Below are 12,398 nucleotides of genomic sequence, written 5' to 3'. Positions count from 1 at the left end.
AAAGCTGTTTTATTTCCGATTTAATCAATGTTCATGCACACCCCAATTAAATGACGTTACTAATTCTTCGTATCCGAGAGGCTTACCCGCACCATTTTCTTGCTCATAAATTGCTGCGTCTCCAATCGACGCAAAGGCAAGTACACCATAATTCATGGGTGTCCAATAATCCTCATTATATAAATAAGCTGCCGTTTTCACATCTATCCATTCTTGCTTATCATTTGATTTGATATAAGCTGCTGCTACTTCTTGCTCTGGACTTTTCAAATATTCAATTAAACAACCTAGATCATCAAACACTAAATAATCATTATTCTTGAAAATTACTTGCCCTGCATAATCAGGATGCGTAATACCCATGTTACAAACAATACAAATATCCGTCTCTGGATCAATATCTCGAGGTTCTATGGTCTTCTCCGAACACCCTATCAAAAAAAGTCCAATTACTACTAATAAAATGATCTTTTTCATTTAAATTTCCTCCAACTAAAAACTAGTACAATCAGTAATGCAACGCCAATGCTAAAATGTTTCCCTTTAAATGATAATTGCCAAGGTTGCCCCCTATGAACAATAGGTTTCTCATCTATTAAAGAATTTGGTTTTGATAGTTTATTATCCATTTTTTCTAATAATTCAGTGGCTGTATTTCCAATAAAATATTGATAATATTCATTTTTTAATACCCATTTACCAAATGTAGAAGTTGCAATGTAAACACTATCACCATAGCCATCTTCGTCGAAATCTTCCCCTTCGTAATCATCATAAACATTCCCTATAAGTGTTATTCCATCAGAACCACTTGAAGCAACTAGCACATTTCCATAAAGTTGATTGTTTGTAACAAGGACACCTTTGGGTTGAATGTTTTTAAGTACTAACAAATTACTAGCGAATATATTGCTAGACATATCCACCGTATCTGCCTGCTGTAACTGAACTGCAATAGAATTTTCACGAATGATATTGTTGATTACATTTACTTTAGAAGTTTGATAAAGTGTAATGCCAGAACTATTTAAAGCATTTTGATGTTTAATTGTATTCTTTTCTATATCTACATTCTTTGCCATCATGGACATCACACCCGTTATATGATGGGCGTAGTTATTTTGAAACAATTTCATATCGCTACCATACATGATATGAGTACCGTAACGTCCATACGTAATCGTATTTTTTTCGATTGTAACTTGTCTGCTATTTTCTAAATAAATTCCGTCTTGTGTTTGTGTAATACTATTATTTTTAACATGAATACCTTTTGAGTTATAAAGAGAAATACCGTGACTTTTTTCTGAATAATGGCCGGATTTACCGATAATGTCTACTTCAGCAATTTCACTATTTTCTACACCATCGAAATAAATAGGAAATCTTTTTGTTTGAAATGAACTTTGAGTTATTTTGATGTTTTCAACTTTCTTTGCAACAACCCCTTGTTCTCCAAGAAATTGAATACCACTAACCTCTACATCATCAGCTTTTATTTCTAATTTTCCAGTGAATTTAACCCCCTTGTTTCCGTATATTTTAATGGGTTTTTTTATTAATAAATTTTCTGAATATTGCCCTGGTTCTAGCTCTAAAACATCCCCCAACGAGAGACTATCGATCTGCTGTTGTACGCTCTGAGCATATGCAGGTGTTGAAAATCCAACTATGCAGAAAAAAAGGGCAAGTAAACTGCCCTTTTTCATATTAGTGACTATGTGTTTCTTCAGTTCCATGCTGGTCCTCACTATGTTGTTCATGGTCCCCTTTTTCATGCATCATTTTTTCACTGCGTTCTTTTGCTGCTTGTTTAACTACGTCTAAAGCTTCAATTTTTGCTGTTGGATTTTCTGAAATATAAGCTTTTGCATCTTCTTCAAAGGCAAAGAATATATACCCCCAGTTCATAGGGGATTTCATATCAGTTTTAACAGCTGTAGCTTCCTCGACATTAATCCAATTTAGTGTAATATAATCTCGAACAAATTTTTCATTCGTTTGATTTTGAGCTAATTCTGCATTTAATAAACAACCAATGTCATCATAAAATGCAATCGTACCATCTGGTTTTACAGATTGTGCGGAAAAAACACCTAGTTCATGATCCTTTGTATATACTTTCATATTACAAATTTCACAAACAGTATCCACTGCTGGTTCTTGTAGACGATCATCGATTTTCCACTCAGCTGTGGATGCTAAATATGTAACTTCATTTTTCGGTTGCTCTGAAACAACCTCTTCATGTGTGGGCTCCTGTTTAGTGTCTTTGTTCGTTCCTGTTGTACTATCATCATTACATGCATAAAGAGCTAGCATAAATGGAACAACTAGAAAAACTTTCTTCATACCTTTACCTCCAAAGTAATTATTTTACTAGACATATTCACTTTACTAAAAAGTTGTGAAAAAAATTAGAAATTAAAGTGACAATAATATTCTTTTTGAATAGTTAAAATGGATTACGTGAAGATTCGCTCCTACCACCACCTTATTATTTCTTTGAGATCTTAAAAAAATGTATTTTGAATTGTAAAATAAATGTCTTATTTTTCTACAATAACTTGTATGACACGGCGAGTATTTGTTTGGAAAGAAACTTCATATTGTTCTACTTCCCCTGTGAAGTAATGTTTTAGCTTATAACGCCTAGCCCACCTTAATATATCTTCAGCATTATATAAATAAGCCATTTCGTTTGGTCCTCCTGTATTGTATAAAAGCTGCGCATATTCATAGACCTCAAACATAAAAACACCATTTAATTTAATAGAGTTCATTATTTTTTCCAATATCACTAATTGGAATTTGTGCTGAAAATGACCAAATACCATAATTGCGCCATCATAAGTTTCTTGAGGTAGCTCATACTCTATTAAATCTGCTCTTATTGTAATGATTGATACACCATTCATTCTTGCTAATAACTGCACCTTTGCTAGACCAGATGAAGTTGAATCATAAACTGTTATCTGGTGTCCAAGCTTCGCTAAAAAAACCGCGTTCGCTCCCTCTTTCTCTTCATAGGCAGCAATTTTGGCTTGTTTAGGAAAATATTGAACTGCTGAGGTAATAAATCGATTAGCCTCAGTTCCATATATATATAATGGTGGACTAGCTTGCTTACTCCATATACTCATATCCTTCCTCCTATTTGTAAAAAAGCTTCATTTTTTAACTATATTGTTCCTATTAACATGACCATTATAAAAAACAATTGAGAAATTCAAATGAACTTTAAGCAACAAAAAATAGAATTTCATTAGTATAACCTATGGGACTGCTATAAAAAAAGGGCTAATAAAGAGAACCCAGTATAAAGAAATTCTTGTTACTTAAACTATTTTGACAAAACAATGAAATATAGTTCCTTTCAATTTCACATATTACTCATTCGATTTTCAAAACTATTTTGTATGATTGCATTGCATTTGATTAAAAAATGAAAGGAAGAGGGTAATATGAATTTTCCATCCGTGGATTATACATGGTTTGGTAATGGCACTGTGATTGCTCTTATTGCAATTATTCATGTGATAATTAGCCATGGCGTCGCGATAGGTACTTCTGTTTTAGTTGTATCGACTGAATATCGAGCGATGAAAAAGAAGAATGAGAAATTAGATCAAGTAGCAAAAACAATGTTGAAGTGGGTTTTAATCATTACTACAACTATAGGAGCGATGACCGGAGTAGGCATTTGGTTTTCAACCACAGTCATACAACCAGATTCAATTTCTTCTCTATTACGTATTTTTTTCTGGGCATGGGTGGTTGAATGGGGAGCGTTTATCTCAGAAGTAATTATACTTATTATTTACTATTATACTTGGGATAAATGGAAAGAAGGCGAACGTAAACGTAAACATATCATGCTGGGCGTAGCACTAAGTGTTGCTTCATGGGTAACAATGGTGATCATTACGGGTGTCTTAGCTGCAAAATTAACACCAGGGCGTTGGATTGAAACTTTTTCATTTTGGAATGCATTTCTCAATCCAACCTACTTCCCTTCACTTGGATTCCGCATGTTTTTAGCAATCATGTTGGCAATATCTTTAGTATCATTTTTTATCCGTTGGCGTATTAAAGATAAGGCTTTCACCGGCTTTTTAGTTTAGAGATGGGTTTTGTCCCAGCCTCTGTCCAAACTATATAACCTTCTCCGTCAATACACCATCACGCAGCATATATACTTGATCACATAAGGATTCAATATCAACTTTATTATGCGAAGTTAATAATATTGTCGCACCTCGTTGTTTTTCAGCCTTAATGATTTCATATACCGCTTGCACAGCATCTTCGTCCAACCCATTCATTGGCTCATCTAGTAAAATAATATCGGGTTTTTCCATAATACTTTGCGCAATCGCTAGTTTTTGTTTCATACCAAGAGAATATGTTTTGACTGGACGTTGGTCTGTTGGGTCCAATCCAACTTGTTCGATCGCTGCTTTTATATCCTGGTCATTAATCTGATTTCTAATAGCCGCTAAAAATTTTAAATTCAAAAATCCTGAATAGTGCTCTAAAAACCCCGGTTTTTCGAGAATGATACTTGCACTTTTAGGAAACGAAATATCCTTATGTAAGACATCTTCGAATAATTTTACTGTTCCTGTACTAGGCTTCACTAAGCCACAAATAATCCTAAATAACATCGACTTTCCTGAGCCATTGTGCCCAACAAAGCCATATACTTTTCCTTGTGATAAGTGAAAATTAATATTTTGTAACACTGTTCGCCCTTTAATGACCTTTGAAACATTTGATACTTCAATAGACATATCGTAACCTCCTTAATAATAATCTTTTTTTAATCCGATGCGTATAATGCATATACTCATCATACAAATAAGCAATACTTCAGTTAATAAAACAGTGAATAATATGCTGGGGTTGAAGTGTTCCGTCATTCCAAAATAGAAAGGGATATAGGGAGTGGGTACTTTTACACCAGCGTAAAATATAATAACAAGTAACACCGTAGCAATTTTTGCTGAAAACAGTAGCTCAATTAATTTCCATAAGAGCGCATGACAGTAAATATTTATGGATATCACAACAATTTGTAGCACAATTAAGAAGCTGAACTGTATATGCACTTTAAAAAATAAAAAGAGGCAAAAGCTTGTGACAAAATAAAGTGTGACATAGCCTACTGTAAAAATAAATATTAATAATAGTTGATTTAGCCAAAACCAACTCTTTGTTGGATAACGTAATAGCATATTGTATAAAAAATATTTAGAGCGAGGCTTCCATAAAATTTGTAGCAAAATAACATAGCCAAACCATAACAATGTCCAATAAATGACATTAAATTGATTAATTTGACCAAATAGCATTGTAAAGGCTTGTCGTAACGTCATACTATCAAATAATATTGCTTTATCAAGAAATAATAATGCACTAAGAATAGGAAAGATAGTACAAATCAAGCTGATTTTAAGTGCATCCTCTCGTATTAATTTCCACTCTAATCCAAATGTCTTCATTCTTTATCATCTCGCACATAAAAGTCTAGTTTATTGACTAAATAATGAATTGTATTAATGAATAATACAGCAATTGCTAGTAATATTAGAAATGAGCTAATAGGTGATGTAAATTCACTGCTATAGAAGAAAATCGGTATTATGCTTATTGTCATCTGATCTAAAATAACAACACTTAGCACAATAATCATACTTAAAAAGTTATTTTTGACTAGCTGTTGCAGGACAATAAACACTAGACCACAAATAGCAGTCACACAGAAATACATATAAATAAAATAAAGCGATGAGTCTTCCCTTATACGCTCAGGTGTATATAAAAACAAAGAGCTGTAATTGATTGTAGAGGGGAAAATTAGCCACTTTACTAAAGCCGTGCAAATAATACTACCCAGCGTTATAATTACAGTTAAAATAGCAGTAACTATGAACACTAAACAGACTTTTTGCCAAGCAATTTGTTGGCGTTGTGTATATCTTCTTAGCAGTATCCAGTCATTTATCTCTGAAAAAGAGCCTAATAAGACAAGTAATATAGGCAAATGAAAATACTCATAGCGAAACAATAGCATAAAATCTTTCACGGAATGCCATTTCGTTAATACCATTGTAGGATTAGGTATAATAGCCAATGTCATCATGATTATTATAAAAAATATAACCATGAAGAATACCTTCTTTTTCAGTAGTATATCTTGCATACTATACATGATATATTTATAAAACATCACGATTTCTCCTTATACCGATGAAGTAAATCGCAAATGCTAGCAAGTGCTGTAAAAGAAATGTGACGATGATTGCCGTAACCGATAATTGTTCTAAACTTTGTCTAGGGCTTATTAAATTAAATGGATCCCAGCTTGGCTTCCCTAAGGCAGTCAGTAGCCCCCAACAAGCAATATAAATAATTTGCGGCATAAATATTACTAAATAATGATTTTTAATAAACATAGAGAATGCTAGTCCCATGCAAATATAGCCACTGGCAAATAGCCCACCCAGTACATAATAAAAAATCATATATACATAGGGAGATGTAATTAAAAAATCAGAAAAAAGGTCTAGTATATCTCCTTTAAAAGCATCATCTGGTAGTATAATTGTTCCTTCCACTAACTGTTTATAGCTAGTGGCATACGCTGTATAATCCCAGTGATTTGTAAAGAGATTAACTAGTATCACACCTAGTAATAATGGCAGTACAAATAATAAAAAAGCTGTTATGTAGGTTGTTGCAAACTTGATCGTATAATATTTCTTTCTATTCATCCGCATAAATAGATAGTTTTGATTACCACTTCTTTTTTCACGATAAATAGAATCTACAAGTGCAATCGATATAATTGCTGGAAAGAAGAAATAGTACAGGCTTGAAGCAAAATTTGAAGCACTGGAGAAGCCAATCCATTGTTTATGAGGAGAAACTAGACTTAACACTGTTGCATTTTTTTCATAAATCCTCTCTACCAATTGATATTCCTCTTTATGCGTATTCACTCCTATAAAGACTGCGATTACAACAATAAGTATTAATAAAAAAAGGCTAAGGTAAAAATTTTTATTTTTTAATAATTTTTTATATTCAATGAGCATTGTTATCCCCCACCTTAAATTAAGCATAGGGTTGTCTACTTAAAGACAACCCCCTTCATTTTATTTTACATCTGGGTAAAATTTTCCTGAAATATCTACCTTGACATATGTTGCAGTATCATTCTCTGCAACAAGGGTTACGTTACCACCAACAGCACTTTGATCAACTGTAAAGGAACGTGTATCATTGTCAGTTACTTTTGTAGCTGTCGGTGATACCTTTTTTCCATTAGCATCCACAATCCACATATTTGCTTTGTAGTCAGCGCCGACTACAGAATTTTCAACTTTTGCTTGACTATTAGTATCTTTTTTTCCTGTTGCTAAATAGATATTGTTAGATAATACTGGCAGTTCTTTGGCGTATGAAATAGCACTAGTACCTGCACTTGCCGCACCTGCACTAATCAGTAATCCTGCCGCACATATTGTTGACACTAATTTTTTCTTCATTCAAAGACAACTCCTTTTATTTTTCTTACTTCGAATCATAATAAAAAATGTAATTTAATGCCTCCTTTTCTATGTATTGTAATTAATATATCACCTTCCCCCTTTTTAATACAATGTATTTTTAATAAAAAGTTTATTTTTGGCTATTTTGATTTATAATCATTACTTTTTTGTTTTAAAATTAACATATTATGTATTCTATTGTTGTATTATAGTATTTATAAATAAAATTTGTAAATACAATTATGGGTGTAAAAACATAAAATGTTTATTAATGGTTTATTTAATAAAATTAAAGCCATTATTTTGAATATATACGTCAAAATAATGGCTTTTAGGTTTTATTCAAGCATTTTTGTCATAATCCAATCAATCTGTTCCTCATCCCCCATATAAAAGGAGTGTGTGCCTGTTTGAACAAAGCCTCGTTTTTTGTAAAAGCCGATAGCTGGCTCATTTTTCTCCCACACGCCTAGCCAAATACATTTTTTGTTTTGTGCTGTAGCCAGCTCGATGGCCTTGTCCATTAAGTATTTACCAAGCCCTTGCCCTTGGTAGCTGCTTCTTATATAAATTCGCTCAATTTCCAGTGCTTCGTTCCCCATTTTTTCAGATTGTGCCTCATCAACATTTACCTTTAAGTAGCCTGCCACCTCTTCATTCACAAAGATAAAATAAAATGCTGACGATTTATTTGCTAGCTCCTTTGTTAGCTGTTCCTCAGTAAATGCTCGTGCTAAATATGCTTCCATATTATCAGGGGTATTTTGATCCTTAAATGTATCATTGAATGTTTCAATACTAATTGCTTGTAGCTGTTTTACATCGCTTTGTTGACATTTTGCTAATGTAATTGTCATTGACGCCACCTCTTTTATCATTAATAGTTTCTTTTATGTCCTTTTTTGACAAGCTCCCAATCAACCTCAATATTTTTCCGCACTCTTTCAAGAAGCTGGAAAACAAGCGCTGCCTCCTCCTCAGAAAAGCCTGTTAATGCAACGCTATTGGAATAATCATTTTCTCGTTTAATAATCGGATAGATTGCCTCACCTTTGTCGGTTGGAAAGAGTCGCTTTATTTTTTTGTTTTGCTCGTCCTTCCTTTTTTCAATAAAGCCGCTGACCTCTAATTTTTGAATAGCGCGTGCGGCGGTTGTTCTGTCAACCTTGATCATCTCAGCTAGCTTTTCCTGAATAATTCCGGGATGTTCGCATATTCGCACAAGATATAAATATTGACCCTTTGTTAAATCATATTCTTTAAATTCGATATTGCTGATGGAATCCAATGCCCTAGCAATCATACCAATTTCCCGAAGAATTTCTGTCATGCTGCACCTCCTTCGCAATTTTTTATATTGCAAATACAACAAAAAGGCTATATAGTCAATATAGTTTAATTTTATTGTATTTGCAACATAAAAGCGAGGAGCGACTACATATGCGGTATTTATTTTTTACTGTAGGAATTATTATTTTAACGCTTGGTATTTCATTAACGATTCAATCTAATCTAGGTACAGCTCCTTTTGATGCATTGCTGGTCGGACTGGCTAGCCATGTGGGGTTGACGGTAGGAAGCTGGGAGATTATTATTGCCTTTCTATTAATCGGCTGCAATGCTATTCTTGCAAGGCAAAGACCTGAATTGCTAGGGCTTGTAACAGCCTTTATAGCAGGAGTTGGCATCGATGGATGGTTGCTTTTATGGCGTGATCTATTAACGCCAACCGTATGGTATAGCCAAGTCATTTGCTTTGTCATTGGCTTAATTGTGATTGGGCTTGGCACAGCTATTTATTTATATGTTAATTTTGCACCCATTCCTGTTGATCGACTGACATTAATTATTCAGGATGTTATGAATACAAATTTATTTATTGCTAGAACATTGATTTACATTGTGTTTTTAGTGCTGGCGATGCTATTTCATGGTCCAATCGGTATTGGCACCATATTAACGGTTTGCTTAGGTGGCTTTATCCTTCATTTCTTTATGCCTTATACAGAAAAAGCTTTAAGCCGATTTGTATAATAGCAACTAAAAAAGCATGGGCAAGCAATATGAAACTATGCCTGCTCATGCCTAGCTAATAGTAAGAAAATAACTACACCGTGTAAATTTAAGAAAACTTGGGAGTGAACACTTATGTCACTAGTTATCCTATAATTTTATATTTTTTTAACAAATTTGACCATGATTATTGCGGATAGTTTACATAGATGAAATTAAGGTTTCAATTTTACTGGTCAATTATAAACAGTAATACTATTGAAAAATAATACTTAGCTATTTCATGTTATTCTTACTCTAGTCAAAGGCGAAAGCTATTTGAAAGGAGTAAGATTTAATTGAAGAAAAAATGGTTACTACCTATTTTTGCATCTTTCACACTTTTCACAGGCATTGGTATGCATGATGCAAAAGCAGCAACAGCAGCAGATATTACCAATACAGCCAAGGAATATATCGGAGCCCCTTATAAATATGGCGGAAACGATATTAGAACAGGCGTTGATTGCTCAGCATATACACAATTTGTTTTTTCAAAGTTAGGTATCTCGTTACCACGTACCTCTAAAGCTCAATATCAGCAAGGCACTTCTATCTCAAAGAGCCATTTAAAGTCGGGTGATCTTGTATTCTTTAATACTTCAGGAAGCGGTGTTTCACATGTTGGTATATACATAGGTGATAGCAAGTTTATTTCGGCTACAACAAGTGCTGGAGTAAAATAGATAACATTAACGATCCCTATTACTGGGCTTCTCGCTACATAGGGGCAAAGCGTATTGCTAGCTTCACTGACAATGATTTGGGAGAAGTAAAAAATGCAGAGATTGACTTTAGTATTTATGCGTCACGTGGAGAGGTTGCACTTCGACTAGCGAATGTACTACAGTTAGATACAACTGATACAAACACAACCTTCCCTGATGTTAAGCCATCTGCTAAATATGCAGGTGCTGTGGAAGCACTCAAAAAAGTGGGCATTTTTACAGGTGATGAGCACGGAAAATTCAATCCAAGCTCCCCAATCACACGAGGTCAATTAGCCAAGGTTTTAGTGGAGGCCTTTCATTTAAAACAGCAAGGCACAGCAGAACAATTTACGGATGTTCCAAACTCTCACTGGGCTAATCAGTATGTAGCCATTCTCGCTTCCAATAAAATTACAGTTGGTACAGGGAATGGAGCCTTTGGTGTAAACGATCATGTTACATTGGAACAATTAACTGCCTTTATCCAACGATTAAGTCATTAGCATATAAAACGGGTGATGCTTAAAATACGCATCACCCGTTTTTCCAGTTATTTTTGATCGCTCGCTTCCTCGTTCACAGCATTATCATGACTAGGTGTAACTCTCTTGATAAAGAATGCAAGAATCAGTGCAATGGCTGCAATCAATGTTGAAATAAAGAAGGTAAATGTAATGCCGTGAAGCATTGACTCGTTTAATAGTTGCTGTGGTGAAGCTGTTGGGCTAATAGTTGCAGCTAGCTCCTCTGCCTTTGCCGTAGTTTTATTATTCATTACCGTAATTAATACAGCGGAGCCAATAGCCCCCGATACCTGCTGCAATGTATTATTCATCGCTGTGCCGTGTGGGTTATTATAGGCTGGTAGCTGATTTAAGCCATTCGTCATCACAGGCATCATTACCATGGACATTCCAAACATACGCAATGTATAAAGCCAAACAAGTGTCGCATAGGTTGTTTCCATATCAATTTTACTAAAGTAATACGTCGTGATAATGGTAATGGTTAAGCCAATAATCGCTAAGCTTCTTGCGCCGTATTTATCAAAGAGCTTCCCTGTAATGGGCGACATAATTCCCATTACAATCGCTCCGGGAAGCATGAGTAAGCCTGAATCCATCGGCGAAATGCCACGAATTGTTTGCACATAAATTGGCATTAAAATCATCGCTGAAAACATCGCAACGGCAATCACAATCGCAATGGCTGAGGATAAAGCAAACATTGGGTATTTAAAAATGCGAAACTCCAGCATCGGCTCGTCCATTCGTAGCTGACGAAGAACAAATGTAAGTAATGCCAGTGACCCAATAATAATTGTGCCGTAGACAAGTGGATGATCCCAGCCCTTGTCCCCTGCTGAGCTAAAGCCGTAAAGCAGACCGCCAAAGCCGATGCTTGATAAAATAAGCGAGAACACATCAAGCTTAATGGCACGTTGCGGTGTGACATTTTTTAATTTAAAGACTGCAAAAATTAACGTTAAAATGGCAATTGGTAGGACGATATCGAATAAAATACGCCAGCTATAATGCTCAATTAACCAGCCAGAAAGCGTTGGCCCAATCGCTGGAGCGGTAATCATGACAAGACCAAACATCCCCATCGCTGCCCCACGTTTTTCAACTGGAAAGGCTGTGAGCATGACGTTCATTAATAGTGGCATCATAATCGCTGAGCCTGCTGCCTGAATCATACGAGCGGCTAATAATACACCAAATGCTGGTGCAACGCTTGCCAGAAATGTCCCTAGCGTAAATAGCGCCATAGCTGTAATAAACAGCTTTCTATCTGTAAAGCGTTGAATAAAGAATGCACTTGCGGGTATTAAAATACCATTAATCAGCATATAGCCTGTAGATAGCCATTGCACAGCCGTTGCTTTGACATGGAATTCATCCATAATTGCTGGTAGGGCAATGTTCAGTAATGTTTCATTTAAAATTGCTACAAAGGCTCCAATAAATAAAATTGCAATCATACCATAGGGTGTTTTCGATTGGGTGGAAGTTAAGTTCTCTGTCAAATAGCATCAGTCCTACTTTCTGTGTTGTTATTGTTTTGCTGCAACCTCTTG

14 protein-coding genes and 1 pseudogene are annotated in these 12,398 nt (G+C 34.9%); 3 read left to right on the top strand and 12 right to left on the bottom strand.

What is annotated here, in order from left to right; all coding sequences use genetic code 11:
- Positions 1-24 precede the first annotated feature (24 nt).
- The 4 genes from ACIQVU_RS00255 to ACIQVU_RS00240 all read right to left on the bottom strand — a co-directional run bounded on the left by ACIQVU_RS00255 (position 25) and on the right by ACIQVU_RS00240 (position 3,143).
- Positions 25-477, bottom strand: a complete 453-nt coding sequence (locus tag ACIQVU_RS00255; protein ID WP_340805919.1) for a nitrous oxide reductase accessory protein NosL — start codon at positions 475-477, stop codon at positions 25-27.
- The gene (locus ACIQVU_RS00250; RefSeq protein ID WP_402893097.1) at positions 474-1,739 is read right to left on the bottom strand and encodes a right-handed parallel beta-helix repeat-containing protein; all 1,266 of its coding nucleotides are present in this window, start codon (positions 1,737-1,739) and stop codon (positions 474-476) included. Before ACIQVU_RS00250 ends, ACIQVU_RS00255 begins: the two co-directional genes overlap by 4 nt.
- A complete protein-coding gene (locus ACIQVU_RS00245; protein WP_402893094.1) occupies positions 1,711-2,352 on the bottom strand; it encodes a nitrous oxide reductase accessory protein NosL in 642 nt (213 codons plus the stop codon). The genes ACIQVU_RS00250 and ACIQVU_RS00245 overlap by 29 nt, the downstream gene beginning before the upstream one ends.
- A gap of 197 nt (positions 2,353-2,549) precedes the next feature.
- Positions 2,550-3,143: a class I SAM-dependent methyltransferase gene (locus tag ACIQVU_RS00240; RefSeq protein ID WP_274768988.1), complete on the bottom strand. Its 594-nt coding sequence runs from the start codon at positions 3,141-3,143 to the stop codon at positions 2,550-2,552.
- 321 nt (positions 3,144-3,464) lie between these two features.
- Between ACIQVU_RS00240 and ACIQVU_RS00235 the strand changes: the two genes are divergently transcribed.
- Positions 3,465-4,124: a hypothetical protein gene (locus ACIQVU_RS00235; RefSeq protein ID WP_402893090.1), complete on the top strand. Its 660-nt coding sequence runs from the start codon at positions 3,465-3,467 to the stop codon at positions 4,122-4,124.
- Between the two features lie 30 nt (positions 4,125-4,154).
- Here ACIQVU_RS00235 and ACIQVU_RS00230 read toward each other — a convergent pair whose 3' ends face one another.
- From ACIQVU_RS00230 to ACIQVU_RS00200, 7 genes are all read right to left on the bottom strand, one after another.
- Positions 4,155-4,793, bottom strand: a complete 639-nt coding sequence (locus tag ACIQVU_RS00230; protein WP_340805900.1) for an ABC transporter ATP-binding protein — start codon at positions 4,791-4,793, stop codon at positions 4,155-4,157.
- A 12-nt stretch (positions 4,794-4,805) separates the two neighbouring features.
- Positions 4,806-5,504: a hypothetical protein gene (locus ACIQVU_RS00225; protein WP_340805898.1), complete on the bottom strand. Its 699-nt coding sequence runs from the start codon at positions 5,502-5,504 to the stop codon at positions 4,806-4,808.
- Positions 5,501-6,169: a hypothetical protein gene (locus ACIQVU_RS00220; RefSeq protein ID WP_402893086.1), complete on the bottom strand. Its 669-nt coding sequence runs from the start codon at positions 6,167-6,169 to the stop codon at positions 5,501-5,503. The genes ACIQVU_RS00225 and ACIQVU_RS00220 overlap by 4 nt, the downstream gene beginning before the upstream one ends.
- A gap of 52 nt (positions 6,170-6,221) precedes the next feature.
- Positions 6,222-6,977, bottom strand: a complete 756-nt coding sequence (locus ACIQVU_RS00215) for an NADH dehydrogenase FAD-containing subunit (protein ID WP_340805895.1) — start codon at positions 6,975-6,977, stop codon at positions 6,222-6,224.
- A 183-nt stretch (positions 6,978-7,160) separates the two neighbouring features.
- Positions 7,161-7,553, bottom strand: coding sequence for a hypothetical protein (locus tag ACIQVU_RS00210; RefSeq protein WP_340805893.1), 393 nt, complete (start codon positions 7,551-7,553; stop codon positions 7,161-7,163).
- Positions 7,554-7,894: 341 nt separating this feature from the next.
- Positions 7,895-8,413, bottom strand: coding sequence for a spermidine/spermine N(1)-acetyltransferase (gene paiA / locus ACIQVU_RS00205; protein ID WP_340805891.1), 519 nt, complete (start codon positions 8,411-8,413; stop codon positions 7,895-7,897).
- 20 nt (positions 8,414-8,433) lie between these two features.
- On the bottom strand, positions 8,434-8,886 hold the full coding sequence (locus ACIQVU_RS00200) for a MarR family winged helix-turn-helix transcriptional regulator (RefSeq protein WP_340805889.1): 453 nt from the start codon (positions 8,884-8,886) through the stop codon (positions 8,434-8,436).
- A 110-nt stretch (positions 8,887-8,996) separates the two neighbouring features.
- Between ACIQVU_RS00200 and ACIQVU_RS00195 the strand changes: the two genes are divergently transcribed.
- The gene (locus tag ACIQVU_RS00195) at positions 8,997-9,590 is read left to right on the top strand and encodes a YczE/YyaS/YitT family protein (RefSeq protein WP_340805887.1); all 594 of its coding nucleotides are present in this window, start codon (positions 8,997-8,999) and stop codon (positions 9,588-9,590) included.
- Between the two features lie 317 nt (positions 9,591-9,907).
- A pseudogene (locus ACIQVU_RS00190) lies at positions 9,908-10,821 on the top strand (C40 family peptidase).
- A gap of 47 nt (positions 10,822-10,868) precedes the next feature.
- Here the strand turns inward: ACIQVU_RS00190 and ACIQVU_RS00185 are convergent.
- Positions 10,869-12,302 carry a DHA2 family efflux MFS transporter permease subunit gene (locus ACIQVU_RS00185; RefSeq protein WP_402893661.1) on the bottom strand — a complete coding sequence of 478 codons (1,434 nt, stop codon included), beginning with the start codon at positions 12,300-12,302 and terminating at the stop codon, positions 10,869-10,871.
- Positions 12,303-12,398: the final 96 nt, after the last annotated feature.

It is taken from the genome of Lysinibacillus sp. NPDC098008, assembly GCF_044760715.1.
Lineage (GTDB): Bacteria > Bacillota > Bacilli > Bacillales_A > Planococcaceae > Lysinibacillus.
This window is presented reverse-complemented; position numbering and strand designations above follow the sequence as displayed.

Excerpts from the sequence above, each read along its gene's own strand:
- ACIQVU_RS00255 (WP_340805919.1), bottom strand. The coding sequence starts at position 477 with ATGAAAAAGATCATTTTATTAGTAGTAATTGGACTTTTTTTGATAGGG.
- ACIQVU_RS00250 (WP_402893097.1), bottom strand. The coding sequence starts at position 1,739 with ATGGAACTGAAGAAACACATAGTCACTAATATGAAAAAGGGCAGTTTA.
- ACIQVU_RS00245 (WP_402893094.1), bottom strand. The coding sequence starts at position 2,352 with ATGAAGAAAGTTTTTCTAGTTGTTCCATTTATGCTAGCTCTTTATGCA.
- ACIQVU_RS00240 (WP_274768988.1), bottom strand. The coding sequence starts at position 3,143 with ATGAGTATATGGAGTAAGCAAGCTAGTCCACCATTATATATATATGGA.
- ACIQVU_RS00235 (WP_402893090.1), top strand. The coding sequence starts at position 3,465 with ATGAATTTTCCATCCGTGGATTATACATGGTTTGGTAATGGCACTGTG.
- ACIQVU_RS00230 (WP_340805900.1), bottom strand. The coding sequence starts at position 4,793 with ATGTCTATTGAAGTATCAAATGTTTCAAAGGTCATTAAAGGGCGAACA.
- ACIQVU_RS00225 (WP_340805898.1), bottom strand. The coding sequence starts at position 5,504 with ATGAAGACATTTGGATTAGAGTGGAAATTAATACGAGAGGATGCACTT.
- ACIQVU_RS00220 (WP_402893086.1), bottom strand. The coding sequence starts at position 6,169 with ATGGTTATATTTTTTATAATAATCATGATGACATTGGCTATTATACCT.
- ACIQVU_RS00210 (WP_340805893.1), bottom strand. The coding sequence starts at position 7,553 with ATGAAGAAAAAATTAGTGTCAACAATATGTGCGGCAGGATTACTGATT.
- paiA (WP_340805891.1), bottom strand. The coding sequence starts at position 8,413 with ATGACAATTACATTAGCAAAATGTCAACAAAGCGATGTAAAACAGCTA.
- ACIQVU_RS00200 (WP_340805889.1), bottom strand. The coding sequence starts at position 8,886 with ATGACAGAAATTCTTCGGGAAATTGGTATGATTGCTAGGGCATTGGAT.
- ACIQVU_RS00195 (WP_340805887.1), top strand. The coding sequence starts at position 8,997 with ATGCGGTATTTATTTTTTACTGTAGGAATTATTATTTTAACGCTTGGT.
- ACIQVU_RS00185 (WP_402893661.1), bottom strand. The coding sequence starts at position 12,302 with ATGATTGCAATTTTATTTATTGGAGCCTTTGTAGCAATTTTAAATGAA.